Source organism: Devosia sp. 1635 (assembly GCF_013185955.1).
In the GTDB taxonomy this organism is placed as follows: Bacteria; Pseudomonadota; Alphaproteobacteria; order Rhizobiales; family Devosiaceae; genus Devosia.
The window spans coordinates 332,493-358,530 of record NZ_JABAOM010000001.1 but is presented as its reverse complement, the minus strand read 5'-3'; the positions used below and the strand labels follow the sequence as shown (position 1 = coordinate 358,530).

23 protein-coding genes are annotated in these 26,038 nt (G+C 65.0%); 2 read left to right on the top strand and 21 right to left on the bottom strand.

The features are described 5' to 3' along the window. From HRU92_RS01860 to ccmI, 8 genes are all read right to left on the bottom strand, one after another. Positions 1 to 2,883 (bottom strand): bifunctional [glutamine synthetase] adenylyltransferase/[glutamine synthetase]-adenylyl-L-tyrosine phosphorylase, encoded by a 2,883-nt coding sequence (locus HRU92_RS01860; RefSeq protein ID WP_172122780.1) that lies wholly within the window; start codon positions 2,881 to 2,883, stop codon positions 1 to 3. Positions 2,884 to 2,931: 48 nt separating this feature from the next. After that, the gene (locus tag HRU92_RS01855) at positions 2,932 to 4,338 is read right to left on the bottom strand and encodes an ATP-binding protein (RefSeq protein ID WP_127752388.1); all 1,407 of its coding nucleotides are present in this window, start codon (positions 4,336 to 4,338) and stop codon (positions 2,932 to 2,934) included. Between the two features lie 3 nt (positions 4,339 to 4,341). Then, entirely contained in the window at positions 4,342 to 5,013 is a 672-nt protein-coding gene (locus HRU92_RS01850; RefSeq protein ID WP_127752387.1) for a response regulator transcription factor, read from the bottom strand. A gap of 66 nt (positions 5,014 to 5,079) precedes the next feature. Further along, complete coding sequence (locus HRU92_RS01845; RefSeq protein ID WP_172122779.1) at positions 5,080 to 6,615, bottom strand: Do family serine endopeptidase; 1,536 nt, start codon at positions 6,613 to 6,615, stop codon at positions 5,080 to 5,082. A gap of 112 nt (positions 6,616 to 6,727) precedes the next feature. Then, entirely contained in the window at positions 6,728 to 7,198 is a 471-nt protein-coding gene (locus HRU92_RS01840) for a cytochrome c-type biogenesis protein (RefSeq protein WP_210258520.1), read from the bottom strand. Then, entirely contained in the window at positions 7,195 to 9,168 is a 1,974-nt protein-coding gene (locus tag HRU92_RS01835) for a heme lyase CcmF/NrfE family subunit (protein WP_172122778.1), read from the bottom strand. The genes HRU92_RS01840 and HRU92_RS01835 overlap by 4 nt, the downstream gene beginning before the upstream one ends. Continuing rightward, positions 9,168 to 9,647, bottom strand: a complete 480-nt coding sequence (gene ccmE, locus HRU92_RS01830) for a cytochrome c maturation protein CcmE (protein WP_127752383.1) — start codon at positions 9,645 to 9,647, stop codon at positions 9,168 to 9,170. Before ccmE ends, HRU92_RS01835 begins: the two co-directional genes overlap by 1 nt. Next, positions 9,644 to 10,729: a c-type cytochrome biogenesis protein CcmI gene (ccmI, locus tag HRU92_RS01825; protein ID WP_172122777.1), complete on the bottom strand. Its 1,086-nt coding sequence runs from the start codon at positions 10,727 to 10,729 to the stop codon at positions 9,644 to 9,646. Before ccmI ends, ccmE begins: the two co-directional genes overlap by 4 nt. 129 nt (positions 10,730 to 10,858) lie before the next feature. Between ccmI and HRU92_RS01820 the strand changes: the two genes are divergently transcribed. Both HRU92_RS01820 and HRU92_RS01815 read left to right on the top strand, forming a co-directional pair. Further along, on the top strand, positions 10,859 to 11,941 hold the full coding sequence (locus HRU92_RS01820) for a hypothetical protein (RefSeq protein WP_172122776.1): 1,083 nt from the start codon (positions 10,859 to 10,861) through the stop codon (positions 11,939 to 11,941). After that, positions 11,938 to 13,995 carry an FAD-dependent oxidoreductase gene (locus HRU92_RS01815; protein ID WP_172122775.1) on the top strand — a complete coding sequence of 686 codons (2,058 nt, stop codon included), beginning with the start codon at positions 11,938 to 11,940 and terminating at the stop codon, positions 13,993 to 13,995. Before HRU92_RS01820 ends, HRU92_RS01815 begins: the two co-directional genes overlap by 4 nt. Here HRU92_RS01815 and HRU92_RS01810 read toward each other — a convergent pair. The 13 genes from HRU92_RS01810 to HRU92_RS01750 all read right to left on the bottom strand — a co-directional run bounded on the left by HRU92_RS01810 (position 13,957) and on the right by HRU92_RS01750 (position 26,030). Further along, on the bottom strand, positions 13,957 to 15,168 hold the full coding sequence (locus HRU92_RS01810; protein WP_172122774.1) for a hypothetical protein: 1,212 nt from the start codon (positions 15,166 to 15,168) through the stop codon (positions 13,957 to 13,959). The two genes, HRU92_RS01815 and HRU92_RS01810, sit on opposite strands and share 39 nt — an antisense overlap. Positions 15,169 to 15,245: 77 nt before the next feature. Next, positions 15,246 to 15,725 (bottom strand): hypothetical protein, encoded by a 480-nt coding sequence (locus HRU92_RS01805; RefSeq protein ID WP_172122773.1) that lies wholly within the window; start codon positions 15,723 to 15,725, stop codon positions 15,246 to 15,248. Between the two features lie 57 nt (positions 15,726 to 15,782). Then, entirely contained in the window at positions 15,783 to 17,174 is a 1,392-nt protein-coding gene (locus tag HRU92_RS20815) for a HAMP domain-containing sensor histidine kinase (protein ID WP_172122772.1), read from the bottom strand. A 3-nt stretch (positions 17,175 to 17,177) separates the two neighbouring features. Further along, positions 17,178 to 17,837 carry a response regulator transcription factor gene (locus tag HRU92_RS01795; protein ID WP_127752377.1) on the bottom strand — a complete coding sequence of 220 codons (660 nt, stop codon included), beginning with the start codon at positions 17,835 to 17,837 and terminating at the stop codon, positions 17,178 to 17,180. Between the two features lie 21 nt (positions 17,838 to 17,858). Continuing rightward, positions 17,859 to 18,158: a hypothetical protein gene (locus HRU92_RS01790; protein ID WP_127752376.1), complete on the bottom strand. Its 300-nt coding sequence runs from the start codon at positions 18,156 to 18,158 to the stop codon at positions 17,859 to 17,861. A 145-nt stretch (positions 18,159 to 18,303) separates the two neighbouring features. Then, positions 18,304 to 19,062, bottom strand: a complete 759-nt coding sequence (locus HRU92_RS01785) for a glycoside hydrolase family 108 protein (protein WP_173087472.1) — start codon at positions 19,060 to 19,062, stop codon at positions 18,304 to 18,306. Beyond that, entirely contained in the window at positions 19,055 to 22,801 is a 3,747-nt protein-coding gene (locus HRU92_RS01780; protein WP_173087470.1) for a glycoside hydrolase/phage tail family protein, read from the bottom strand. The genes HRU92_RS01785 and HRU92_RS01780 overlap by 8 nt, the downstream gene beginning before the upstream one ends. Before the next feature lie 37 nt (positions 22,802 to 22,838). Next, positions 22,839 to 23,264 (bottom strand): NlpC/P60 family protein, encoded by a 426-nt coding sequence (locus HRU92_RS01775; protein ID WP_173087468.1) that lies wholly within the window; start codon positions 23,262 to 23,264, stop codon positions 22,839 to 22,841. Then, positions 23,261 to 24,151: a DUF2163 domain-containing protein gene (locus HRU92_RS01770; RefSeq protein ID WP_172122767.1), complete on the bottom strand. Its 891-nt coding sequence runs from the start codon at positions 24,149 to 24,151 to the stop codon at positions 23,261 to 23,263. The genes HRU92_RS01775 and HRU92_RS01770 overlap by 4 nt, the downstream gene beginning before the upstream one ends. Beyond that, positions 24,148 to 24,768, bottom strand: a complete 621-nt coding sequence (locus tag HRU92_RS01765) for a DUF2460 domain-containing protein (RefSeq protein ID WP_172122766.1) — start codon at positions 24,766 to 24,768, stop codon at positions 24,148 to 24,150. The genes HRU92_RS01770 and HRU92_RS01765 overlap by 4 nt, the downstream gene beginning before the upstream one ends. 215 nt (positions 24,769 to 24,983) lie before the next feature. After that, entirely contained in the window at positions 24,984 to 25,538 is a 555-nt protein-coding gene (locus HRU92_RS01760) for a phage tail tape measure protein (protein ID WP_172122765.1), read from the bottom strand. Next, positions 25,528 to 25,719 carry a rcc01693 family protein gene (locus tag HRU92_RS01755; RefSeq protein ID WP_172122764.1) on the bottom strand — a complete coding sequence of 64 codons (192 nt, stop codon included), beginning with the start codon at positions 25,717 to 25,719 and terminating at the stop codon, positions 25,528 to 25,530. Before HRU92_RS01755 ends, HRU92_RS01760 begins: the two co-directional genes overlap by 11 nt. Next, positions 25,716 to 26,030 carry a gene transfer agent family protein gene (locus HRU92_RS01750; protein ID WP_172122763.1) on the bottom strand — a complete coding sequence of 105 codons (315 nt, stop codon included), beginning with the start codon at positions 26,028 to 26,030 and terminating at the stop codon, positions 25,716 to 25,718. The genes HRU92_RS01755 and HRU92_RS01750 overlap by 4 nt, the downstream gene beginning before the upstream one ends. Positions 26,031 to 26,038: the final 8 nt, after the last annotated feature.

Here is a 26,038-nt window from a genome sequence, read left to right as displayed (position 1 = left end):
CTATAGGGCTGCGGCTCGCTCGTACCAGGCCTGCGCTGCGGCCGAGACCTCGGCGCGCATTTCAGCAAGATCCAGCTCAAGCCGGCTGAAATCGGGGTAGTGGGTCAGTTGCGCTAGCAATTCCCGGAAGGCCCCATTCCAGCCTTCCTCCTTGAACGGGTCGAGCAAGGCAGAGCTCATCACCTGGATCACTTCCGAATAAAGCCCATGGATCTGGGCGAGCCGTGTGCCGCTGGGCAGCAAGCCAAGCTCGTCGAGCCGGGTCAGCACCTCCGCCGTGAGCGCCTGCGGCAAGCCCAGTTGGGAGCCGACCGACAGGAACCCTGACTGGGCGATGAACTCCAGGTCCACCAGTCCGCCCGCCGCGAGCTTAAGGTCAAATGGGTGGCGGGGTGGCCGTTCCTTGGCCAGCAACGCCCGCATCGAACGAACATCCTCAATGACCTTGGCGGTGTCACGCCGCGTTGCCAGCACCCGGGCCACGGCGTCGTTCATCTGTTCGCCGAAGGTGCCGTCGGCAAAGACTATGCGCGCGCGGCTGAGCGCGAGATGCTCCCAAGTCCAGGCATGTTCGAGCTGGTAATCCACAAAGCCGTGCAAGCTGGTGGCGAGCGGGCCGGCATTGCCGGAAGGGCGCAGGCGCATATCGGCCTGGTACAGCACGCCCTCTGCTGTCGGAGCGCTGATGGCGGCCACCAGCCGCTGGGTCAGCCGGGTGTAGTAATGGCTGGCACTGAGGGGTTTGTCGCCGTCCGATTCCACGTCGGGAGCATCATAAAGCATGATGAAATCGAGGTCGGAGGTGGCTGTCATCTCGCGGCTAGCCATTTTGCCGAAGGCTAGCAGCGCCACCCGGCCGTCCCTGATGCGGCCGTGGCGGCGCTCGAACTCGACCTTAACCGTCGCGAAAAGGCGGTTCAGCAGGGTTTCGGCCAAGGCCGTGAACTGCTCACCTGCACCCTTCGCGCTCACTGTGCCCGAGAGCAAGCCCGCGGCAATCAGGAATCGCTGCTCCTGTCCGATGATCCTGGCGCGATCGATGCTCTCCTCATAGGAGCGAGCTTCAGCCATGAAGGCATCGACCTTGGAAATCAGCACGTCGCGATGTGTGACTTCGCTGGCAAATGCGGGGTCGATCAAGGCATCCATGACATGGGTGCGGTGGATCACCGCTTCGGCCATGCGGGGAGCCGAGGCCATCATTTGCACCAGTAAGGTGCGCAAATCGGCATGAGTGCGCAGCAAGGCAAAGAGCTGCACGCCCGTGGGTAGGCGGGACAGGAAGTTGTCGAACCGCGCCAGCGCCAGATCAGCATTGCCGGCAGCGCCAAGCGTCGACAACAGCGCTGGGAGCAGCTCGGTCAAATGGGCGCGGGCAGCCGCTGCGCGCGTCGCAGGGTAGCTGCCGTAATGCCACTTGCGAACAGTTGCGATCGCGAGATGAGGGTCAGTGAAGCCGAGCTGCGACAGGGTTTCCAGCGTGCCCGGGTCATCATCGCTGCCGGTAAACACTAGGTTGCCTTCAGCACTACCCAGGCTCTCCCCTTCGGTGAATAGCTCGCCATAATAGGAAGATACCAGCTCGAGTGCGGCACGATACTCCGCCTGAAACCGCAGCAGGCTGTCCTCTCCCATGAGCCGGGCAATGCTGGCCAGATCGTCAGCATTGGTCGGCATGGTATGGGTTTGTTCATCCCGCAGCATCTGCAGCCGGTTCTCCACGGCGCGCAAGAACCAATAGGTGTGGCTCAACTCTGAAGCGGCCGTGAGCGTGATCCAATTGGCATCGGCCAGCGCCGCGAGTGCGAGGACCGTAGGTTTGGCGCGCAGGCTCTTGTCGCGCCCGCCGGCAATCAGTTGTTGGGTTTGGGTGAAGAACTCGATCTCGCGGATTCCGCCGCGCCCGAGTTTGACGTTGTGACCTTCCACGCGGATCTCGCCAACGTTCTTGGCAATGTTGATCTGGCGTTTCATGGCTTGGATATCGGCAATGGTCGCGAAATCGAGATGCTTGCGCCAGATATAGGGCGCCAGTTCCTTGAGGAAACTGGCGCCAACTTCCCCATCGCCGGCGCAAGTTCGCGCCTTGATCCAGGCGGCCCGCTCCCAGTTCTGCCCGCGGCTTTCATAATAGGCGAGGGCCGCATCAACCGAGATCGCGACCGGGGTCGAACCCGGATCGGGCCGCAGCCGCAGGTCAGTGCGGAACACATAACCATCGGGCGTGCGATCTTCGATCAGTCCCATCAGCCGCTGCACAACGCGTGAATAGAACCTCGTCGCTTCGGCCGGCTCAGCGAGCACGCCTTTCTCCGGATCAAAAAACGCGACAATGTCGATGTCGGAAGAGTAGTTCAGTTCCTGTCCGCCATGCTTGCCCAGCGCGAAAAGGGCGAGGCCCGAATTGGCCGCCGTCGCTTCCTCGACTGGAATGTCCAGCAAGCCCCGGCCCGCAGCCTGGCGCATCAAGAGGTCCAGTGCGGCTTCAAGGGCAGCATCGGCAAGGTCGGACAGGGCAGCAGTGGTCTGTGCGGTGCTTAGAGCTCGCCCGGTTTCGGTGACCGCCGCCCACAAGGCGGTGCGCGCCTTGGCGCGACGCAGTATGGGCGCCAGCGCCGCTTCGTCGGCCGCGGTTCGCCCGGCCTCAGCGACATCATCGAGGATGGCATGAAACACTGAGTTTGGCACTTGCCCCAGCGCCTGACCCAACCATCCCGCATTGGCTTGGGCTAGGCCCAAGAGATATGGCGCTGTTTCCAGCAAAGGGCCGAGGGCACTGGCAGCTGCTGCCAGCGGAACGCGCTCGGCCTCGGGAAGGCTGCCGAGCCATTCATCGAAGCGCGGCGTTGGCGTCGGGGGCAGTTGTTGGAGGGCAGTAGCCATAAACCTATGTGATATATGGGACGTTTCGCCGCGGCAAGCCGGTCCCCGTCACCCTGCAGGCAGGTCGATGATCGCCCGCGCCCCAGGAGCATTGTCCGCGAGCCGGAAGCTGCCGCCATGCAGGCGCGCCACCGCGTCCACCAGCGAAAGCCCAAGCCCTGATCCCGGTTCAGACCGGCTTTTTTCCAATCGCACAAAGCGCTCGACAACGCGCAGCCTATCTTCCTCTGCAATGCCGGGACCATTATCGGCAACCTCGATCAGGACCCGACCGCGTTCTTCGCGCAAACTGATCGTGATGCGCCCCTGCCCGCCCTGCTCGGGCTTGGCATATTTCAAAGCGTTCTCGAGCAGGTTGACCATGGCTTGCCCAATCAGTTCGCGATTACCCTTCAGGCGAACGGATGGGGCAATCGCGGTTTCAACGGCAATTCCCTCGTCCTCGGCCACGGGGCCATAGAGCTCGGCTAGATCGGTTACAACGGCGCTGACATCGACCTCGGCGAATGCGCCCGATGGGGCACCGGCCTCCGCTCTGGCGATCATCAGAAGAGCGTTGAAGGTGCGGATCAGGCGATCGCTTTCTGCAATGGTGGTTTCAAGTGCCTGCTCGCGAGTCATGTCGCTTGCCCCGGGGCGCAGTGCCGCTTCTGCCTGATTGCGCAGGCGAGTCAGCGGGGTCTTGAGGTCGTGCGCGACGTTGTCGGTGACTTCCTTTAGGCCCTGCAGCAACTGCTCGATGCGGTCGAGCATGGCGTTGAGATTGGTGGCCAGCCCATCGAATTCGTCATTGCGCCGGGTGATCGGCACGCGCTCGGAGAGATTGCCCGACATGATCTTGGTCGAGGTATCGCGGATGGAATCGATACGCCGCAGCACTCTTCTGGCGGTGAGGCCCCCCGCCACCATGGAAAAGAAGATGATTCCGGCGACGCCTACGAGGAAACTTCGCACAATGATGGCCGAATAGCCCCGCCGTTCCAGCACGTCACGGCCAACCACCAGCCGCAGCCCGTTGCTGAGTTCAAGCGAACGCACCACAGCAACGCCCCGGCGGGGACCCGCATCGGACTGGCCGTCGTCCCCCAAGGGGCTGGCCCGTTCATAGTCGAAGCTGTAAACGCCCGGCTCCACTAGCACTCCCGCGGGAATTTGCACGACATTGCCCAAGAGGTACTGGCCGGATGCGTCGCCCAGAAAGTATACGCCCGGGCCCGGCTGGCGCGACAGCCGGTCCACGGCTATGGCGAGGCCACGAAGCCCCTGGTTCGCATCGATCCGCTGGAACAAGCGCACTTCGCGATCAATATCATCAGCCTGCTGGCGCTGGATCTGCACGCTGGACTGCCAGGTAATAAAGCCCAGCAGCAGCACGGCAAACAGGATGAAGATCAGGATAAACGCGGCGGTCAGCCGGACCGTGGAGGTGCGCCAGAGTTGGGCCAGACGGTGCACGCGCTACTCGCGGATCATGTAACCGGCGCCCCGCACCGTGTGGAGCAGTGGATTGGCATAGCCTTTGTCGATCTTGGCCCGCAGGCGCGACATATGCACATCGATGACATTGGTCTGGGGGTCGAAATGATAATCCCAGACATTTTCCAGCAGCATGGTGCGGGTCACCACCTTACCGGCATTTCTCATCAGGTATTCCAGTAGTCTGAATTCCCGCGGCTGGAGCAGGATAGATTCGCCATCCCGTTCCACCTTGCGTGACAGGCGGTCCAGCGTCAGGCCGCTAACCTCATAGGTCGTGGCGGCTTCAGAGGGGCTCGAGCGGCGGGCAAGCACCTCAACCCGGGCCAGCAATTCGGTGAAGGCATAAGGCTTGGTCAGGTAGTCGTCGCCGCCCGCGCGCAGCCCGGTGACACGATCATCAACCTCGCCGAGTGCCGACAAGATCAACACGGGCGTATTGTCACCCTTGGCCCTTAGCGACTCGACAATGGAAAGACCGTCCCGGCGAGGCAGCATGCGATCAACGATCAGCACGTCGTATTCCATATCCGACGCCATGGCGTGGCCGGTTTCCCCATCGGTGGCGTGGTGGGTCACGTGACCGGATTCATCAAGCGCCTGGATCAGGTAACTTGCTGCCTCACGATCGTCTTCAATCAGCAAAATCTTCACCGTGACGCTCCCGGCGCAGCGCTGAGAAAAGGGTCCCGGAGCGGCTGCCCCGGGACCGTAGCGGGTTTATTCGCTTAGTGGCAGACCGATGAAGCGGGCTTCACCATCACGACTGGCCTTGACCAGGGCAGTATTGAGCCCGCGATCCTTGACGCCGGCAATGGCGGCTTGGAAATCCTCAACGGTTTCGACAGGCTTGTTGTCGACTTCAAGGATTGCATCGCCAACTGCAAAACCACGTTCCGCCGCAGGGCTTTCGGGATCAACCTCCTGGATCAGCAGACCGCCCGAGCCGTCACCATTGGGCACCAGGGTCAGGCCCTCGCTCGATTGCGCTGGCTGTTGCTCGGGAGTGGTTGGCGCCTGTTCGGTGTCGTTCTGGGCCGTTTCCTCGGTCAAGGTCTCGAGCTGGACGGAAAGCTTGGTTTCAGCGCCATCGCGCCAAATCGTCAGCTCAACCGTGGAGTCCGGAGCCTTGCCCGCAATCGTGCGGCTCAGGTCCAGTGCGTCGTCGATGGGCTCACCATCCACCTGGATGATGATGTCGCCAGAGCGAACGCCTGCGGGGGCGGCTGGTCCATCGGGAGCGGCATCACGCACGATCGCCCCCGCAGCATTAGGCAGGCCCACGCTGTCGGCGATATCCTTGGTCACGTCCTGAATGGACACGCCCAGATAACCGCGGGTCACCGAACCGTCCTCGATCAGTTGGCCGACAATGGTCTTGACCGTGGCTGCGGGAATGGCAAAGGCGATGCCGACATTGCCGCCATTGGGGGAGTAGATGGCGGTGTTGACGCCCACCACTTCGCCCCTGGTGTTAAAGGCAGGGCCGCCCGAGTTGCCGGTGTTGACGGCCGCGTCGATCTGCAGGAAATCGCCATAGCCGGAGCCGCCGATATTGCGGCCCGAACCGGAGATCACGCCAACGGTCACGGTGCCGCCCAGACCAAAGGGATTGCCGACAGCAACCACCCAGTCGCCAACGCGGCTCGGCTCGCCTTCGAAGTTCACGAAGGGCAGGTCCGTACCCTCGATCTTGAGCACGGCAAGGTCGGTGCGCTCATCGGTGCCGACGATCTCGGCCGTTTGCTCGGTGCCGTCATCGAAAACGACGGTCACCTTGGTGGCATTTTCGACCACGTGATTGTTGGTAACGACATAGCCGTCACCCGAGATCACAAAGCCAGAACCCGCCGCCATATAGGGCCGCGGCCGCGGCATGTTTTCGGAGCCCTGCCCTCGACCATCAGACCCAAAGCGGTCGCTGAACTGGTCGAAGAAGTCACGGAATGGATGCCCTTCTGGCAGGTCCGGCATGTTGAAATTGAACTGACCGCCCCGCTGAGCTGCCTGGCCAGCCGCTTCGGCCTCAACCAGAATCGAAACCACCGCTGGCTTGACCGCTTCCACCAGGTCGGCAAAGCCCTGCTGCGGCTGCTCCACGGGTGGTACGATGATTTGTGCACTGTTTTGAACCTGGGCATTAGCTGCCTGGCCGGTCATCACGAAAGCGGTGGATACGCCGCCGACAGCTACCGTCAGTGCCAGGGCCGAGGCCCCGAGCCAACGCCGCGTCCGAGTAAGAATAGTTGAGCGCATTGGGATTCGTCTCCTTGGAAAGGCCGTTTCATAAGCCTGTGCGATACATATGGAATGCACCGCCTTTCGGCGACGTTGCGCTCGGATTAAACTTTCGTAAGGTGAGAGCTCGCTAACGCTCAGCTTTGGACTGCCGCAGCCGCTCCAGTGCTGCCACTTCATCATCAGTAAGATCGCCGCCCTGCCCGGCGCCCCGGTGTCGGCGAGCAGCAAGCCAGACTCCGGCCGTGCCCACCAGCAGCAGCAGCGGCCCGGCTGCCCACAATAGCAGCGTATGGGCGCCAAAGCGCGGGGCCAGTAGCACATATTCACCATAGCGATCGACAACGAACTGCCGCACCGCCTCGTCGCTGTCCCCCGCCACCAGACGCTCACGCACGAGAAGCCGCAAGTCCCGGGCGAGGTCGGCATCGCTGTCGTCAATGGATTGGTTCTGGCATACGAGGCACCGCAGGCCCGCCGAGATGTCGCGGGCCCGGCTCTCCAGCGCCTGGTCGGGTAGAATCTCATCCGGCCCTACCGCAGCTGCGGGCAGTGCCAGCAGCAATCCACACAGCATCATGAGCACGCGCAACCAACTCATTCGGCTGGCTCCGGCACTGCCTTGGCAGTACGGCGTGGAGCCCCGATGCGCTGGCGGCGATCGGACAAGGACAAGACCCCTGCCCCAGCCATCAGCACGGCCCCCAGCCAGATCAGGGTGATGTAAGGCTTGTGCCAGATCCGAACCACATGCGTGTTGTCCAGCGGCTCACCCAGCTGCAGATAGAGCTGGGAGAACCCATAAGTGCCGATCGCCGCTTCCGTGGTGGTCATGCCACTGGCGCTGTAGATGCGCCGTTCGGCCACCAGCGGACGGGTGCCACCATTGGGTGCCGTGATGGTGAAATGCCCCTGCTCGGCGCGGTAGTTTGGACCCGCTAGCTCGGCGAACTCGTCGAACCCGACCTTGTAGCCGGACAGTTCGGCGGTTTCGCCGGGGTCAAGGGTGGTGACGAGTTCCGTCTGCCAAGCGGATGTCGCCACGATGCCCAGCACGGTTACGCCAACCCCGAAATGCGCGATGGCTGTTGACCAGGCCGAACGCGGCAGTCCCACCAGACGCCGTACACTTTCGCGCAGCGGGATGCGTCCGATCCGCCCGCGGTCGACCAGCTCGGCGACGGCCCCGAAAGCCACCCAGAAGCCAAGCAGCAGCCCAAGCGGGGCTAGCGAGATGGAGCGGCCGCTCAGGGAAGCGACCAGGATGGTGACAAAAATCGCTAGCGCCCCGGCGCCCAGCAAGCGCTGTGCGGCGTTCACCACATCGGCCCGTTTCCAGGCCAGCAGCGGCCCGAAAGGCAGGATCAGCAGGAGCGGCGACATCAATGCACCAAAGGTCAGGTTGAAGAAGGGGGCACCCACGGAAATGGTTGTGCCGCCAAGCGCATCAAGCACCAATGGATAAAGCGTGCCGACGAGAATGGCACCCACCGCCGTCGCAAGGAACAGATTGTTGAGGATCAGCGCGCCTTCGCGGCTGATCGGCGCAAACAGCCCACCTTGGCGCAGCGTCGAAGCGCGCAGCGCAAAGAGCGTGAATGCGGCACCGATCACAACAGCCAGCAGCGTCAGGATCACCAGCCCCCGGGTGGGATCGCTGGCAAAGGTATGCACCGATGTCAGAATGCCCGAGCGCACCAGGAAGGTGCCAAGCAGTGACAGGGAAAAGGTGATGATGGACAAAAAGATCGTCCAGATCTTGAGCGCGTTGCGCTTCTCCATCACCAGCGCAGAATGCAGCAGTGCCGTGCCAGCGAGCCAGGGCATGAAGCTGGCATTTTCCACCGGGTCCCAAAACCACCAGCCACCCCAACCCAGCTCGTAATAGGCCCAGTAGGAGCCCATGGCGATGCCCAAGGTCAAAAAGGTCCAGCTGAGCATGGTCCAGGGCCGCACCCAGCGGGCCCAGGCCTGGTCGATGCGGCCCGAAATCAACGCCGCAACCGCAAAGGAAAAGCAGATCGAGAAGCCCACATAGCCGGCGTAGAGCAGCGGCGGATGAATGGCGAGCCCGATATCCTGCAGCACCGGGTTGAGGTCGCGGCCCTGCAGCGGCGCGGGCACCATCCGCGCGAAGGGGTTGGAGGTAAAGAGCGTAAAGCCCCCGAAGGCGGCGGCCAACAGACTTTGCGTAGCCAGCACCAGCGCCAGTAGGTCGGGCGGCAACCCCCGGCCGAAGGCAGCGACGAGAGCGCCAAACAGCACAAGGATCAGGATCCAGAGGACCATGGAGCCTTCATGATTGCCCCATACCCCTGAAATCTTGAACAAGAGCGGCTTGAGCGAATGGGAGTTGTTGACCGCCAGTGCCAGCGAGAAATCGGAGCTGACGAAGGCCTGGATCAGGGCTGCGAAGGCCACTGCCACCAGCACGAACTGCAGCACTGCCCCCTGGCTCAATACCAGCGCCAGCCGCTCTCCGCCCGGACGCAACGCAAAGCCGCCCACCGCCGAAACGGTGGCGATAGCAAAGGCAAGTATTAGCGCGAAATGTCCGAGTTCAATCGCCATCAGTTTGCGACCGCTGGTTCGGGCCGCCACTCGCCCTGTTTTTTGAGCGCTTCGACCACTTCCTTGGGAACATAATTCTCGTCGTGCTTGGCCAGAACATTGCTGGCCTTGAAGGTGCCATCGGGTCCAAGGCTGCCCTCAGCGACCACGCCCTGCCCTTCCCGAAACAGATCGGGCAAGATGCCAGTATAGTTGGCGGCAATCTCGTTCTGGTTATCGGTTACCACAAAGCTATTGTTCTGCCCGTCCCGCACCCAACTGCCTTCCTTGACTAGACCACCCACGCGGATCGCCTGGCCGGGCTGCACCTGCCGGGCAACAATATCGGACGGCGCATAGAAAAACACGATCTGGTCGCGCAATGCGACCAGCACCAAGGTGGTTGCGAGCGCGACCACAACAGCCAGCCCCCCAATCACCGCGAGGCGCTTCTGCTTGCGACTCCAGCCTTTTTTGCGCAGGGTTGCGGACACTGTCATCGCGTGGCTCCCGGTGTTGTCAGCCCGGCATCCAGGGCAATGGTGTCGAGTTCGCCACGATCAAAGGCTTGCGGATAAGCCGCTACGGCCGCGTCATAGGCGCTCTGAGCCGCCTCGCGGTCCTCCAGCACCAGATAGGCGCGCACCAACTGCGTCCACTCTTCGGGCGAACCGCCATCGGCGTTCAGTCGCGCGGCCAGGCCGGAAACCATTTGCCCGATCATCTCCGATTGAGCGGCCTCGGCCGGAGCTTGTCCGCCGTTCAACGCTACTGCCAGCCCCTGCTGGGCCGCCGGCAGCCACCCTTCGCCGCCTTGGGACAATGCAAGCGCTTCGCGCCAAGCCGCGACAGCTTCCTCGTACTTGGCCGTGCGGGTGAGTTCGGCCGCAAGATAAAGGCGCGAAAGCACATGGTTGGGATCGCTCGCCGCGGCCGCTTGCAGCAGTTGCATCGATTCTGCCGACCCCGCGCCGTCAGCCTGCAGGATCAGCACCTCGGCTAGCTTGGTTTGCACATCGGGCGTTGCTCCGCCTAACTCAAGAACGCGCCGATAGGCCCGCTCCGCATCTTCCAACCGGCCAAGATCAACATAGGCGGGCGCAATCACGGTCCAGCCCCGCAGATCGTCGGGCCGCTGGGCGAGTTGTGCTTCAATGCGCGCGACTGCAGCGTTGATATCGACTGGCTCCGCTACCGGCGCAGCGCGCCCAGCCAGTGGCTGGCTCGGCAGGTTGGGGCTCCCTAGAAATCCATAGGTCCCCAGCGAAATTGCAGCGATTGCCCCGAGCCCGAGCAACAAGGGAGTGCGGGTCAGCTCGCCCCTGCCAGCTGCAGGGCGGCGGGCCTCGTTCTCTGCACGCAGCACTTCTCGCGCCAGTTCCGCCCTGGCGCCTGCCGCTTCGGCAGCGCCGAGCAGACCGGAAGCCTCATCGGCCTCGATGCGCGCCAGAACTGTAGCAAAGTGTGAATCGGCTGCGGCGAATTGGGGCCGCGTCGCGTTGACCCTGTGACCTGCCCCTGCGTAAAACAGCGCAGCGCAGGCAATGGCAGTAACGGCAGTGGCGATGAACCAGAAAAGCATGGGCCCTGGATGCTTGGCGCCGGCACGCGGCACGGGAGAGTCATCTATAAGCGCACTGTGGCGAAAAACCACCAAAACACGCAGGCTTGAGGGGGACGGTTTGCCACAGGCCCTGGCTGGTGACCGCCAATGATCGCGACACAATTCGACATTGCCGTCGTGGGCTCGACCCCTTTGGCCATGCTGTTGGCCGGCCTGCTGGCGGGTCAACATCGCCGCCGCGTGATCCAGGTCGGCGAGCGACAGTCCGGCCTGCGCCTGCCGCGGGGCTTTGACCTTTCGGCGGGTGCCCTGACCCGGCCAGAAACATGGGCGCTGCTCGACCAAACCGTGCCCGAAACCCTTCGGACGATCAGCAAGGCAGCCGGGCGCGAAAGCTGGTCGCGCGCCAATCCGCTGTTCATCAGCGAGGAGCCCGAAGGAGTGGCGGCGCTCGACCATATCCGGCACATAGCGCAGGGTTTTGGCCACGAGGTCGAGCCGGTGCCCCTTTCGAGCTTGCGTGGCAGCCAGCAAGGCTGGATCTTGCGCGACGTCGCCCTGCTGCACCGGCCGGCGTTGCAGCCAGGCCTTGCGAGTTGGGGGGCAGCGCAAGGGGTGACTTATCTCGAGGCATCGTTGGCGCATATCTCCGTTGACGGGGATGGTGGAGGCACCCTGTGGAGCGAGGAGTGGCAGGCGCGGGCGAATCATCTTGTCCTTGCCGATGATGAAGCCATTTTGGGCAATGTGCCGCCTGCCGAGCTTGCGACCTTCGCGGCTTTGCGTCCGCGCGCTACCCTGCTGCTCCGGGCGCTGCCGCAACTTGCGGCGCCGCTGGTGCTTCAACTGGATCGAGACATGGTTGTGGTGCAAACAGCCGGTGGGGGCGTTTCGGGAGTAGGCGACGGCGGGGTTGATGAGCTTGCCCCGTCCCTGCGCCAGGTCACCGGCCCACAATCGGGCTGGGTGCAGGTTGGCCAGGCCCGCTACCATGCTGTCGCTGGCCCAGATAGCGCTCCGCTGGTCGGTCGCATCAGCCAAACCGGACCCACCATCCTGGCAGGGCTTGGCACCGCGGGCGCGTTCCTCGCTCCGGCGTTCGCGCGCTGGCTAGCTGGCGTGGCGAGGCCCCAGGAAGCAAGCTGGATCGAGGCCCGCACCCCGGCGCGCTCGACGCAAAGCTCGGTGGTGACGGAGTTTGGTGTTGCTGCATTGGAGGCGACGTCTTGAGCCAACATCCCAACAGGCTCGACCCTGCAGGCGGCCACAGTTTTGCCGGCACCCAGATCGATCGAAGCCGCCCTCTGCAGTTCCAGCTCAACGGATATGAGGTGGAGGGCTTTGAAGGCGACACCGTGCTCAGCGCGGCCCTCGCGAGTGGCATTGAGGGGCTAGGCCGCTTTGGCGGAAGCCCTTTGGGGCTTGGCCCGCGCTTTGCTCCTGCCGTTTCGGTTATCAGTTCCACGGGCTCGCGCGGACCGGCCGTGCCGATGCAGCAGGCGCCGGCGGTCAATGGCGCCGAGATGGTCACCGATCCCGCAGGGCCCTCAGGCACGTCACCGCTCGGCAGGGTGCGTCGCCTGCTCGGCCCTTCCCGCTCGCTGGACCTGCAGCTGGATCGCCTCGACGCCTTGCCCGAAGCCTGGCGCAATCAGGGTCCCACGCCTGCTGCCCCCTCTGATCTCCTTGTGGTGGGCGGTGGGGTCGCGGGGATGACGGCGGCACTGACGGGCCTGGTTCTGGGCCTTGGCGTCACCTTGTTGGAATCATCGCGTTATCTTGGCGGTTCGGCGCGCCTGTTTGGCACGCAAGAGGGCGAGGAAACTCCCGACGAGAGCATTTCCCGGCTTGTCGCGGCCATTCAGCAAACCGGCAAAATCCGCATTGTCACCCGCGCCCAAGCCTTTGCCGCAGCACCGGGCCTTGTACGGGCGCATGTGGTGGAGGAGGATGGGGGGAGTTGGACCAGCCAGGTGCTGGATTTTGCGGCTCCGAACATCGTGCTGGCCACCGGAACGATTGAACGCCTGCCGATCTTTTCGGGCAACCGGCTGCCTGGCGTCATGACGACGCTTGACGCATTTGAACTTGCGTACCGCTACGGGGTTTGGCCGGGCCAGTCGGCCCTGGTGGCGACCGTCAGCAATGCAGCTTATCGCTTGGCCATGCTGGCCAGCGATGCGGGCATAACAGTGCGCCGCACGCTTGACGCGCGCCCGCAGCCGCAATCGCGCTTCATTGAATTCTGCAAGGCCTATGGCATCACCATGGCACCGGGCACCCTGCTCGGGAGCATTGAGCCGGGCGAACGCGAGCGCGGTTTGCGCGCCGTTCCCCAACTCGCACTTGGCAACTTGGGCCGGCAAGAGGCTCCTTTTGCCGTTGACCGCGTCCTGGTCTGTGGCGGCTTCCAGCCAGACCTGGGCCTTTGGCACATGGCGGGCGGGGCCAGCACCTGGGATGGAACCACCGCGCGCCTCGTGCCCAAGGGCACCTTGCCCGGCATCGCGCTTGCAGGTGCGGCAGGCGCATATCTCAGCCGGCAGGCTTGCATGATGAGTGGCGCCGATGCTGTTTATGCGCTGACCGGGCAGCAGCGCCCCAAGGTGGAGGAGCGCCTGATCGACCCCTTGTATGAAACCCCCGATGCGCCAACGCCTATCTCGCTGCAAGCCGCAGCCCTGCCGGACAAGGCTTTTTTGAGCGAAAGTGGGCTGCATGTGGTTGCGCCTGCCGCTGACTCCGCCACTGACAATTTGCGAGGCTGGCTCCTGCATCGTCCCCGCCCTAAGGGGAGCTTGGCCGATGCCCAGTCTCTTGGCGTGGCGGAAGTCGCGGCCGCGGTTCAGCTCGGAACAATTCCAGCCGAAAGCGCCGGCCACGTCGCCCAAGAGCGCGCGGCGGTGATTCCTTTGGGGGACGCCACACCAGCAGTGCCACCTGGTCGGCAGAGCCAGGCTGGACTGGTGCCACCATTCCTTGCCGGGCGCTTTGGCAACGACCCCAAGCTCTGGCTAGTGGCGCCGGGCGAAGCTCGGGCGCTGGATCGGGGCGCCTTGATCCACCTCGCCTCGGACCGGAGCGATCCGCGGAACGCCATCGGCGTTGTCGTGGCTGCACTCGATGGCGGCGCCATCGCCCTGATCGGCAAGCCAGGGGCGCAAGTCGGTGAGTGGGCGAGCCTGCGCGATCACGGCGGGGCCATCCCCATCCGCCTTGTCGCGCCCTATGGCGACGACATGGATCTAGCTGCGGCGCTCGGCCGTGGCACGGGCGCGGCGTAGCGTTTCGGCATAGGCAGGATTGAAACGCACCTGCGCCATGGTGATGGCGCCATCCAGCCGCGCGGCAATGATGGGGTTATGCGGATCTGTCTGCAGCAGTTCAAGATTGTGCTTGCAGTGCAGCTCAAGCGCTTCGCCCGATTGCGCCCAAACCTGATCGAAAAGCGCGTTGACCGCCAGCGACTCCCGACAGGCGCGGATTGCGGCGACGAGATAGATCCCGTTGATCGCCGCCAGCATGCGATCGGCGTCCAGACGATCCGCCCCCGACCGGGCGCGTCGCAGGGCGGAATTCAGGTCCGGCACCACGTCGCGCAGCCGGTCTTCGACCCGCTCGGATGCTAGTTTGATAATGCCGTTCGGCATCCCGCTCCAGCGACTGGCCCGGGCAAATTCGATATTGGCGGTTAAGGCCCGGAGCAAGCGGTGGTAGCGCTCAAGACGCTGACACGCCAGATCCATGTCGGCGAACCCGCTTTGCGGCTGCAGGCCCAGCGCCTGCTGCTGGGCATGGGCGAACGAGGCTTCCACCAGCGGGGCAAACCCCGCCTGGCTGAGACGCGCCTCTCCTGCCCCGCCCGCGGCCTTGATCGCCGCCAACACCATTCGCGCTGGATTGCTGATCCCGGTGAGGATGGCGTGAAACAGCAGCGCCGCAAGCGGCGGATCAGCGAGCGGCAGCGCCCCAAGGGCCCTCCCCATTGCCCCATCATCGCTGATGGCGTTGATCGCCTGACCTAGCGCGTGCGCCTTGCCGAGCAGCGGCCAGCCCCGCAAGCCTGTCAGCACCAGGGGCAGCGCCGCCAAACCAGCCTCGCCGCCCAACTGCGCTCCAAGGCGCCGGGCCGCTTCGGGGTCTCGCGCCGCTGCCCTCATGGCAGCGCGGATGCGGTCAGCTACCACAGCCACTACAGCCTGGAACTCGTCAGCTCCGTAGGGCTGTCCATCACGCGCAGCGAGCGGGATCAGGTCGGGACAAAGGTCGCGAACAACAAAGCGCCATATCGTGCTGGCGTCTTGCCGCGCAATGCAACTTGATGAGGCAAAGGCCAGCCGATGCTCAACCAGTACCGGGTCGAGCAGGCCGCCAAAAACGGGCGCCGGCATGACCGCGTCGCCGCCCAATCGCGATGGCGGGGCCGTGGGGTCGGTGCGCAAAGCAGCTTGGGCCATGAAACGGGCGTGCATTGGAGGAATGACCCTCCAATGCTAACCGCGTTCGGTAAACAATCCCTGCTGCACCGACGCGATCAGGCCGCGCCGCGCTCGACGACCCAGTTACCGTTCTGCTCGCGGCAGGCTGTGCCCTTGCGGGTATAGTCCTGCCCGCCGATCTTGACCGAGTGAGTGAAGTCGCGGCAATCGAGGTTGTTGACCCGCACATAGGGGCCTACGCTCACCGCACCGGTTGCACCCTTGTCGCCCGCCCACTGGCGTGGTGCGCCGGGGCGCCCGAACTGTAGCGCATAGAACTGGGCGCTGTTGGCTTCTGCCGAATCCTTTGAGGACATCAGGGCCAGCGCTGCCGGATCCACAAAGCCATTGGCAATGCTGGTGGTTAGCATCGCCTGCTGGGTAGTCTGCGCCGGGCTTGGCGTCGTTGGCGCGGCGATTACTGGCGCCTGGACAACGGGGGCTGTTTGCACCGCCTGGGTCGTGGTTCCGGTGCTCGAACAAGCGGCAAGGCTCGACAGCAATAACGGCAGTACCAGGAATGCTAAACGGTTCATCTGCGGGCTCTCGCGAAGGGGTAAGTGCTTGTTGGGACGCAATGTGGCGGAAATGCGTCAGCCTTTGGCAGCACTCGAGGAGCGCACCGTCGGCAACCGCAGTTCTGCCAGCAACCCGCCCAGCGCCGAACGCTTGAGCTGCAGGCTGCCGCCATACACATCAACCAGTTCCTTGACGATATCCAGCCCTAGCCCGCTTCCCGGCGTCTTCTCGTCCAATCTGACGCCGCGGCGCAACACTTTCTGAGCATCCTCCTCGGACAGGCCGGGGCCGTTGTCCTCGATGCGGATCAACAGGCTCGTAGCGGTGTCGCCCTGCTCGCTGGCCAGCCGAACCCGCACCTCCCCCTTTGACCACTTGCAGGCATTATCCAGCAGATTGCCCGTGATCTCCTCGAGATCGGCTTCGTCGCCGCGGAACCACGGGACTGCCCCACCGGGCGGATCGTAGCGCACATCGATATTGGGGTGGATCTTGCCCATCACCCGCGTCAACCGCAACAGCACGGCCGCCGGGTCGGCCCGCTTGCCAACCACCGAGGTGCGCGCCGCCAGTCGCGCCCGGTCGAGATAAGTGGCCACGAGGCCGCTCATCTTGTCGGTTTGGGCGAGCACCACATCGGCTAGCGCGCCTTGGCGAGTTTCGGCCTCGTTGCGCAACACGGCAATAGGCGTCTTGAGCCCATGGGCCAGATTGCCGACCTGGTTGCGGGCGCGCTCGATTATCTGCGTATTGGAGCGCAGCAATTCGTTGACCTCTTCGGCCAGCGGCGCGATTTCCACCGGATAGGTGCCGGTCACCGCTCCGCTCTCTCCAGAGCGCACGGCCTCGATCGACTGGCTCAGGCGCGCAATCGGGCGCATGGCAATGCGCGCCACAATGGCGCTCATGATCGCCAGCATTACGCCAACGGCCCCCAGCACCACAAAGGCCTGGCCGCGAAATTCATCCACCAGCTGCAGGATTTCGCTGAGATTGCCGGTCACCACCACCTGGTAAGTGGTCGGGGCAAGCGTAATCGTGCGCTCCACCACCCGCATATTGGTGCCAAAGGCGTCATCCATCACTGCCGTGCGGCGGCCCAGCGCATCGGGCGGGCCCATCATCACGGGCAGATCAATACCCACGACCGAGGTCGAGAGATTGTACAGGGTGCCGTTGGCATCGCGAATTACCCAGTACCAGCCCGAGCGGGGCCGATCAAAGCGGGGATCGGCCAAAGAAATGGCGTTGCTGGTCGGATCACCTGATTCCAGCAAGGCGCCGGCCAAGCTTTCCAGATGGAAATCGAGCGTGTCCGATAGGCTGGTGTCGAGGGCGCGCGAATACAGATCGGACAGCAAAAAGCCCGTCGCGACCAGCGCCACAACCAGCCAGCCGGCCGACAGCCAGAACAAGGACGCCGTTATCGAGCCCTTGCGCTTCAGCGTTGCCGCAGCAGTGCTCACCCACTAGTCCTCGGCGATCTGATAACCCAGTCCTCGCACGGTCTGGATGCAATCCTCCGGCAGCTTCTTGCGCAGCCGCCCCACAAACACTTCGATGGTGTTGCTGTCGCGGTCGAAGTCCTGATCATAGAGGTGCTCGGTCAATTCGGTACGCGAGATAACCTTGCCCTTGTGGTGCATTAGATAGCTTAGCAGCCGCAATTCATGGCTGGTGAGCTTGACCGCCTGCCCATCCACAGTTACCCGCCCTGAACGCACATCGAGCCTCACGGGGCCGGCGGTGATTTCGTTGGAGGCCAGCCCGGCCGCCCGGCGCACCAGCGCTCGCAGCCGTGCCAGCACTTCTTCCATATGGAAGGGCTTTGCCACATAGTCGTCGGCACCCGCATCGATGCCCTGCACCTTGTCGCTCCAGCGATCGCGCGCCGTCAGCAGCAATACCGGCATGGTCTTGCCCCCGCGCCGCCAGCTTTCCAGCACCGAGAGTCCGTCCATCTGTGGCAGGCCGATATCGAGTACCACGGCGTCGTATGGCTCGGTATCGCCGAGATAATGACCTTCCTCGCCGTCAAAGGCGACATCCACCGCATAGCCTGCGTCAGTCAGCGCTTCCTTGAGCTGGCGATTGAGACTGGTGTCGTCCTCGACCACTAAAATTCGCATGGATTGCCCCTAATGCTGCCGTTACTGCGCTGATACAACCAGGTTCTGCGCGGCGCCATCGGGACTGAGCACGCCGATGACATAAACCAGCCTGCCGCCCTGGTCGCAAACCTGAACGCTCAGGATTTCGGCATTGCGGTCAACCCCGGCGGAGGCGAGCACGGCATTGAGCGACATGATCTGCCCGCTCGACACCGCCTCCTGGATCTCGCGCTTATCAAGGCACGCCTGGGCGCTGGCCGGACCCACCCAGGCAAGCGCAAGCACAACAGCTAAAGCAAGGGCGGCGGACATGGGTGGTTTGGGACTCATGGTTCTCATAACGCCACCTTAAAAACATATAACTGAATGTCACATGAATAGGTCAGCGGTGCCTTGGTTCAATACCTTGCCGATGTTCTGACCCACCGTCCCAATATTGGCGGCGTGGCTGCCGCTCTCCGGGCCCGCCACGCCGCAACGGGCATTAGGTTGATGCGGCATTGGCCTTGAGGCCGCGACGCAACAACAGCACGGCGATCGCCTCCATCATCAAATGGCCCGCCGAACTGCCTTGCAGCGTCGGAACCTCGAGCCCCAGCGCCTGCGCCAGCCCGGTCAGCAGCATGATTGCCGCCACGATATAGGTCTTGTAGCCACTGAGAAACGTCATACTCGTGCTCCGGTTTTTAGCGGGAATGGGGGCAGCCGGGCTCCAATCGAGCGCCGTCTGCCGGATAGCGGCGACGCGGGCGGTCCAGCCGTTGCCGAACACGGAAAAGGTGGAAAGCTCCGAGAGGAACTGCAGCCGGCGTCCACACAGGGCATCGATCAGTTCGTCCACGCCCTCGCGCGCAACGCGCTGCCCCACCGCCCTTAGGGTGACCGGGCCGACGGCGCCATCCCGCGCCACGCCCAGTTCGGCCTGCAGCGTCTTGACGGCTCGGCTTGGTCCCGAATGAACGGCAAAATCGAACAGCGCCAAGTCTAGCCCCAAGGGCAGCGTGTCAGCGCCGACGGGGGCCCAGTATTGGGCGCGGTAAATCTGCGCCGCTTCGGCCCGGCTCAAATTACGGACAGCCCCGACGGGCAGCGCCGTTGCCGGGCTCACTCCGCGCCAGGCGGCGAGGGTTTGCCGGGTGATGCCCATATTGGTTGCCCCACCGGGATCATCGGGGTGGTCGGCAAAGCCGCCTTCATGGCGCAGCACCTGCGCCAGACACCGCTCGAACTGCTCTTCAGCCACCGAAAACGCCCTCCGCCTTATGGCCTTCGCCCAGCACAGCGCTGAGCTGGCACACCGAAAATTGGAATTGTGCGACCGGACCGCCCCAGTCGCTGAGCTGGTCGGCAAGTGGGTAGCTCCACTGCGCCGCGCCGGTTTCCACGACCCGCCGAACCGCCGTGCCTGCCCGGATCGTGATCCGATAGGCTTCGGGCAGGTGATCAGGCGACGGGGCAAAGCCCTGCCCGCCATTGGCGTCGAGCCGGTGACGCGGCCGCCAGTGCAGCACGATTGCTCCAGTGGCACTATCCCGCTCCGCCGTGAGTTCGGCTGGCGGCAGCGGCAAGGCGGGCGCGCTGGTCACGGCGACATCGAGCTCCGTGCCCGTCAGGTCGCCCGCTCCGGCGTAACAGCGCAGCAGGCGCTCCTGCCCCAGCCATTGCCGCTCAAGCTCCACCCGCCCGACCCGGCCATCCAGCAGCATCGCGGGCGCGCCGGCAGGGGTGTCACCCATCGTGCCAGCGGTGCCCGCCTGTCCGCGCAACAGGCGGTGCAAGCGGAAGTGGCCAGCGCTGAGCAGCTCGGCCTGGGCAAAGCCGATGATCTCCCAGGTTCCTGCCTGGCTTTGCACCGCCAGCTGGTTGGCGCCCGCCAGCACCGCCCCTTCCGCCGCGCTGGCGAGATGGCCGCCATGCAGCCTGAGTTCGACCGTGCTTGTGTCATCCCACAGTCCATCCGCTGCTGCGGGAAGGCTCGCGACCAGTTCGCCCAGAACGGCCGCGCGCGGCAGCTGCGCTACCGGGGCACCGGTGACCTCATCGGCCACAGTGATTACCCCCGGCCAGGGCCGGGCAAAGGCCCCGATCACCAGCCTTGTCGCCAGCGGGTCGGGGCCCAATCCAGGCAGTTGCGCTGCCAGCACCAGTGGCAAGGCGCGGGCCTGCACAGCCTGGCTCGCGGGCGCCCGCTGCTCGCCGACGGTTGTCACCGGCATCGGATGAGGCAGAGTGCGCGCCGTCACCTGCCGCGCCAGCCCATCGCGAATTTCGCTAATCTCGAACGGCCCCTCGGCCAGGCCCGCGATCTGCACGAGATCGCCAGGCTCAAGTGCCAACTGATCGGGCGCGAGGGTGAAGGTTAGGGTTTCGCGCTGGGCAGCCGCTGCTCCCAAGAGGGTTTCGGCAGCCACCCGGGCCCCCGCGCCATCGAGCACCAGCGCCACCGACTGCCCGCTCAGGGGCCCTGCCCCGCTCCGCATCGCCGTCACGGTCCCCGTCAGGTAATCGCGCTCGCGATCCAGATAGGACAGCGCCAGCCGCCCCGGCGCTTCGGCACTATCACCACGCCGGCGCGACAGCACCGGCCCTTCGGCCCGCACCAGCGCATCCGGCTCGATCCTCACCGCCTCCCCGCGCAAGGGGTGGCCGGCATGCAGTCCATCGACGTGGCTGCGCAGGCGCAGGCCGCTCACCTCGAGCACCGGCTCGATCGCCTCACGGCCGGTGCTGGCATCGCCCAGCAGATAGCCCGCCACAAAGGGCAGCGCCGGCTCGGCGGTCAGCGTGACGCCATGCTCGGCCGCGACCGCCGCCAGCAGTTCCTGGCTGCTCGCGCCGCCCAGTCGTCCGGTCAGCCAGTGGCCGGTGCGGTGATTGACGCCGTCGGCCCAAATCTCGTCCAACGCCGGAAAGGCGGGATAAGGCCGGGCATCCCAGGTCCACAGATAAATGCGCCCGACATCCACCATCCCCGCCGGATTGTTGGCCGGGTCGCGCCAGAACCTTTGCTGGGCGCGCAGGAACTGCCGCTGGATCAGCGGATCGGGGGCGCCGCTCGAAAAGAACGGCCGCCCGCTTTCAGCGCTTTTCTCGTCGCCAAAAATATTGGGCTGGTTGGCTCCCTTGTCGACCGCCCCACAGCCCAGTTCGGTGAACCAGATCGGCTTGCTGGCTGGCACCCAGGCCGTGGGCACCCCGTTGCGCACCCCGCCGGGCCGGTCGTGGTGCGGGTTGCTCCACCAAGCCTTGAGGTCCTTGAACCGCCACACCCAGGGCTCGTGATAGGCGCCATCGCTGATGGGCGAGCGGATGCCCGCCTGCCGGTCTGCGTCGCTGGCATAATACCAGTCAAACCCATCCCCACCCGCGATATGACTGGCTAGATAATCGAGATCATACCCACCCGCCGACAGCGCCGCATCGGCATGCCCGGTTCCATCCCGCCAATCGGCGCCCGGCATGTAGTTGTCGATCCCGACCGCATCGATATGGGGCGACGCCCAGAGCGGATCGAGGTGGAAGAACTTCTCGCCCCCGCTGCCGACCCCGCTCCATTCGCTCCAGTCGGCGGCATAGGAGAGCTTGGTTGTGGGCCCCACAATCGCGCGCACCTCGGCCGCCAGCTCAACGAGCTTGGCGACGAAGGGAAAGCTGTTGCCCGGGCCGCGTAGCCCCGTCATCCCCACCAGTTCCGAGCCGATCAGCAGCGCATCGACGCCCCCCACCTCCGCGGCCAGTTCGGCATAGTGGCGCGCCATCTGCGCAAAGCCGGCGTCAAAGAACGCGGCGGCCTGCGCCACAGCTGCGGTGGTGCCAAAGGGCGATCCCGCCTGCCCGGGCGCGGGATCGCAGGTGATCCGGCCGCGCCAGCTATAGGACGGCTGCCCCGTGCCGCCCCAATAAGGATCGGGCAGCGTGTTGCCGACGGGGATGTCCATCATGATGATCGGATAGAGCGTGACCTTGAGGCCCCGCGCTTTGAGGTCGGCAATTGCTGCGAGCACCGCGCTGTCTGCCGGCGTGCCGCCATAAGCGGGCCCGCCATCATGGACCGAGACCACCGGCACATCGTCGCGCTCGAGTCCCATGACGCTCCAGCTCGCCCCCTCGATCACCCGGTCCGCGCTTTCCACCCGCGGACCGACCTTGCAGTGACCCGCCCGCAGATCATCGCCGAACCACGCCACCACCAGCGCCACATGCTCGAGATTGGGGCACAGCGCCGTCAGCTCGTCGAGCGACAGCGTCCAGTTGCTCCGGGTGGTCGACAGATGGGCATTTTCGGCCACTGTCGTGCCCGGCCCCAGCACCCGCACCCGCGGCACCGGGTCATAGCCAAATTCCGTGGCTCCGGGGATCACCGTGATGGCTCGGATATCGCGCTCGAGGTCCCCCACCACCCGGCACAATTCCACTGACAATTGGGGAATGCGGTTGCCGAACCGGCCGAGCGGCAATTGCTCGACCACGAGATAACAAAGCCCCCGATAAGCCGGTGCCGAGCCCTCCCCTTGCGTGGCTTCGATCAGCCCGTCAGGCAGCTGGTCCTCCGTGCCATGGTAAAAGCGCAGCGTCAGCCCTTCGGGGTCCAGCAACTGCCCATCGGCCCAAATCCGCCCGAAATGCTGCACCTCGCCTTCGCAAAAGGCGACGGCAAAACTGGCGGCCACCTCGTCTTCCTCGGCCTGGCGCATGCCCTTGGCGCCCGCCCCTTCACCGGCGAGCAGTTCGAGTTCGCGCGCCCAGATGATGTTGCCCGCGAGCCGTCCCCAGCCATAAAGCCGCGCCACCGCCCCGCCTTCGCTCGAGCCCTGCAGCCGGATATCGGCACCTGCCCCCTTTGGCGCGCGCTCGCCGAACAGCATGCCATCCACCGCGCTGCCGGCGAGCGCGCCTAGCGCCCGGCCCAGCGTCGCGCCAAAGGGCCCGCCCACGAGGCCACCGGCAAATTGGCCAGCCAAAGAAAGCGCCATTGTCGCCATGAGGGCTCCTTGTACTCAAGATCAGATGAAAGCGCGGTCAGTCCGCCGCCGGAAACACGAAGCGTCCGGCCAGGCGCCGCGCCCAGGCTTCGGTCAGATTGGCTTCGACGACGCCCAGGCGTTCCTGAGCATGGATGAAGCGGGTGGGGCTCACCAGAATGCCGCAATGCTTGGCCGGCGCTGCGCCCGCCAATGCGAACAACACAACCTGCCCCGCCTCCAGAGCCGCGGGTGCCGGCAGCAGCCATTGCTCGGCCGCCTGCCGCAACGCCCCCGCATGGCCGGGATCGCGCATGTCGGCCCGATACGGCGGCATCTTGACGGGCTCAGCACCGAGGAGGCTGCGCCACACGCCGCGCAACAGCCCCAGGCAATCGCAGCCCGCGCCCAGGGTCGAGGCCTGGTGCCGATAGGGCGTGCCCAGCCACAGCCGCACCGCCCCGACCACCAGATCGGGGTTCATCGCACCACCGCCCGGCCATCCAGCGCATCACCCGAGCGGGGATGGCGGAGCACGAAGTCGCTGCCGGGAATATGCGGGAAGCCGCGGAAATTGGCTGAATTGCCGAACTTGTCCCGGCAGCTGGCTAGGCGCCGGTCGCACCCGGCCCAAAGCTCCAGCGCCTCGCCCGGAATTACCCATTCACCGACTGGCGCGGCAAAGCCCAGCACATCCGTGCTGCCCACCCGCGCATGACTAATGACGCGATCGCGCAGGCCAACGCGCCGGCCGCCGCCCCACAGCGCCGTGCCAAAGGCGAACCAGCCCTCGGCAAAGTCTTCGATCCCAGCTACCACCAGCCGGTTGGCATCCTCGATCTTCACCACCGTGGCCTCGGCGCGAAAGGCAGGCGCATCGAGATCGACGCGGCACCTGCCGTCCCCCAGTTCCGCATCGCAGAGCGCGCCATAGATGCGCCCCACCGTCCGGTTGAGCCCGCTTTGGGGTGAGCGCAGTTCGGCGCGAAACACGCCATCCTCGCGCACGATCTCCCCGATCGTGTCGCGCCGCAGCAGCAGTCGCTCCTCGGGTGCGGTCCAGTTCACCCGCCAGGTCTCGACCTCGGCGCCATCAAAGCGCCCGAGCAGAATATCGTCCTCGGTGATGGCATCGGCATGGAGCACACCCAGCACTTCGCTGGTATCCACCCCCGCCCCGAGCCGCGCCGGCGCTTCGCCGCCATCGAGCCCATGGGCGGGCACAAACTGCGTGCCGTCAAACTCGAGGGTCAGATCGTGATCGGTGAAGCCGAGCACCAGCCCATCGCTTCGGGTAATCCGCCAGCAGTGGGCGAGCGTAGTTTCGCCCCCATCAAGATGGGCGGCCAGTCCGGCATCCAGAACTTTCACGGCAAGATCTCCACCAGGGGAATGTCGGGCAGATAGGCGGCATCAAAGCTCGTCAGCTCGACATCGAGCCGATCGGTGTCGAAGCGCACCGGCACATCGAACAGGAACCCCGCCGTGATCGCGGCCCCAGCGGCTGGGGCCACGGCAAATTGCACCACGCCAGTTGCTGCATCGCAGCTCCAGCCGCTGGTGCGCTCCACCCCGCCCACCGACAACCGCACCGTGCCCGCCACCGGCTTGGTGATAGGGCGCAGATAGGGATCGAAATTGGCGCCATAGCGCTTGCACAAGGCGAACTTGGTGCGCACGCCGTCGCCGGTGCCGATGGTCTGGTCGAGCGGCCCTGGCGGGTCGCCGCCCGAGGAATGATCGAGCCCGTCCCGCCACAAGAAGCCATGCAGGCGCCCGCGCCGTTCCTCGAAGAACTGCAGCACGGCCTGCATATCGGCGCGCGATTTGACGCCATAGCCGGCATTGAAGCGCCGCCGTGACTGCGCCCAGCGCCCATTGCGCGCTTCCCCGCCACCGGCGAGCTGCACCACATCGGTCCTGCGCTCCGGCCCACCCCGCGCCCCCAGCGCAATATCGAGCGGAAAGCGAACGGGGTGAATGGCCATGAACGGCTCCTTGCGTTACACCGGTCCCCTCTCCGGTCCCTACCAGGACAGGAGCGACGGAGCCTTGCAGACGGAAAAGGACTGGATGACTGAGAGGCCTCCCTCCCCCTTGAGGGGAGGGCCGGGGTGGGGGTCCTGCAGCTTGGTCATCAAAGCCCGAGAGGATCCCTCCCTTAGAAGACCCTTCCAGGCGCCCGGAGACCCAAAACGCCCCCTCAACTCCCCCGGCTGCCCCGCCGCACTGCCCGTAACAGCATGGCGCTCACCTCCGCCTCGCTTTGCACGAAACTGCGTGCATCGCTCGCACTCACATTGAAGGTCACCTGCACCGGCCCACCGCCGGCACCGGCCGCAACCCCCAGCCGCCCGTCGGCGCCCCGCTGCAGGGGCATGATCGCTTCGGGTCCCGCTTCCCCGGCCAGCCCCAGCCCACCGCGCAGGGGGAAAAAGCTAGGGCTCGCGATCACCCCACCCTTGGCAAAAGGGGTGACCCCGCCCAAGGCCGGGTTGGTGGCGGTGAAGAGATTTTCGACAAGGCCCCCCAGCATGTTGCCCAGCGGCTTGATCGCGGCCTTGAGCGCCAAATCGGCAAAGGCGCGGGCGATGTCGCCCAGCACGCTCTTGAACGACTTGCCATCGCTGAGCGCCCCGCGAAACGCCGTGCTGATCGAGCGCGCCACCCCATCGGCCAGCGCGCCGATGCGCTCCAGCTCGAGCGACACACTGCCGAGCTCGTCGCCGAAGCTGTCGGGAAAAAGGTCATCGGCCATCGGGATAGCGCTCCATCAATTGCTCGAGTTCTGGGCGCCCCGGCGCCACCCGCCCCTCGCCAAGCAAGGCGCGGTGAGCAGCTGCCAGTTCGCGCGGCGTCAGAGCCCAGAATTGCGCCGGCGCCAGGCGCAGCACGCCAAAGCCAAACCCCATCGCGGCGTCCCAGGGGAATGGCGTCATGTCGCGTCCCCAAAAGTCGCGCGCAGCAGGCGGGCCGCGATCTCGGCGGCGCCTTTGAGCCCGCCCTCGAATGCCATGCCAGCCAGTTGCTCGTCGCTGACGGCATTGCCGCCACCGCGCAGCCCTGCCCCCAGGATCGCGAGGAGATCGCGTGCCGACACCCGCCCGCCCTCGAAGCGCTCGGCCAAGCCGACGAGGTCCCCGGCCTGCAATCGCGCTTCCAATTCCGCCAACGCCCCCAGCGTCAGGCACAGCACCCGCCGCTCGCCGCCGATCGTGGCGTCGATCTCGCCCCGCTGCTCAATCGCCATTGCTCTCT

Excerpts from the sequence above, each read along its gene's own strand:
- HRU92_RS01860 (WP_172122780.1), bottom strand. The coding sequence starts at position 2,883 with ATGGCTACTGCCCTCCAACAACTGCCCCCGACGCCAACGCCGCGCTTC.
- HRU92_RS01845 (WP_172122779.1), bottom strand. The coding sequence starts at position 6,615 with ATGCGCTCAACTATTCTTACTCGGACGCGGCGTTGGCTCGGGGCCTCG.
- HRU92_RS01840 (WP_210258520.1), bottom strand. The coding sequence starts at position 7,198 with ATGAGTTGGTTGCGCGTGCTCATGATGCTGTGTGGATTGCTGCTGGCA.
- HRU92_RS01835 (WP_172122778.1), bottom strand. The coding sequence starts at position 9,168 with ATGGCGATTGAACTCGGACATTTCGCGCTAATACTTGCCTTTGCTATC.
- ccmE (WP_127752383.1), bottom strand. The coding sequence starts at position 9,647 with ATGACAGTGTCCGCAACCCTGCGCAAAAAAGGCTGGAGTCGCAAGCAG.
- ccmI (WP_172122777.1), bottom strand. The coding sequence starts at position 10,729 with ATGCTTTTCTGGTTCATCGCCACTGCCGTTACTGCCATTGCCTGCGCT.
- HRU92_RS01820 (WP_172122776.1), top strand. The coding sequence starts at position 10,859 with ATGATCGCGACACAATTCGACATTGCCGTCGTGGGCTCGACCCCTTTG.
- HRU92_RS01810 (WP_172122774.1), bottom strand. The coding sequence starts at position 15,168 with ATGGCCCAAGCTGCTTTGCGCACCGACCCCACGGCCCCGCCATCGCGA.
- HRU92_RS01805 (WP_172122773.1), bottom strand. The coding sequence starts at position 15,725 with ATGAACCGTTTAGCATTCCTGGTACTGCCGTTATTGCTGTCGAGCCTT.
- HRU92_RS01795 (WP_127752377.1), bottom strand. The coding sequence starts at position 17,837 with ATGCGAATTTTAGTGGTCGAGGACGACACCAGTCTCAATCGCCAGCTC.
- HRU92_RS01790 (WP_127752376.1), bottom strand. The coding sequence starts at position 18,158 with ATGAGAACCATGAGTCCCAAACCACCCATGTCCGCCGCCCTTGCTTTA.
- HRU92_RS01780 (WP_173087470.1), bottom strand. The coding sequence starts at position 22,801 with ATGGCGACAATGGCGCTTTCTTTGGCTGGCCAATTTGCCGGTGGCCTC.
- HRU92_RS01775 (WP_173087468.1), bottom strand. The coding sequence starts at position 23,264 with ATGAACCCCGATCTGGTGGTCGGGGCGGTGCGGCTGTGGCTGGGCACG.
- HRU92_RS01765 (WP_172122766.1), bottom strand. The coding sequence starts at position 24,768 with ATGGCCATTCACCCCGTTCGCTTTCCGCTCGATATTGCGCTGGGGGCG.
- HRU92_RS01760 (WP_172122765.1), bottom strand. The coding sequence starts at position 25,538 with ATGGCCGATGACCTTTTTCCCGACAGCTTCGGCGACGAGCTCGGCAGT.
- HRU92_RS01755 (WP_172122764.1), bottom strand. The coding sequence starts at position 25,719 with ATGACGCCATTCCCCTGGGACGCCGCGATGGGGTTTGGCTTTGGCGTG.
- HRU92_RS01750 (WP_172122763.1), bottom strand. The coding sequence starts at position 26,030 with ATGGCGATTGAGCAGCGGGGCGAGATCGACGCCACGATCGGCGGCGAG.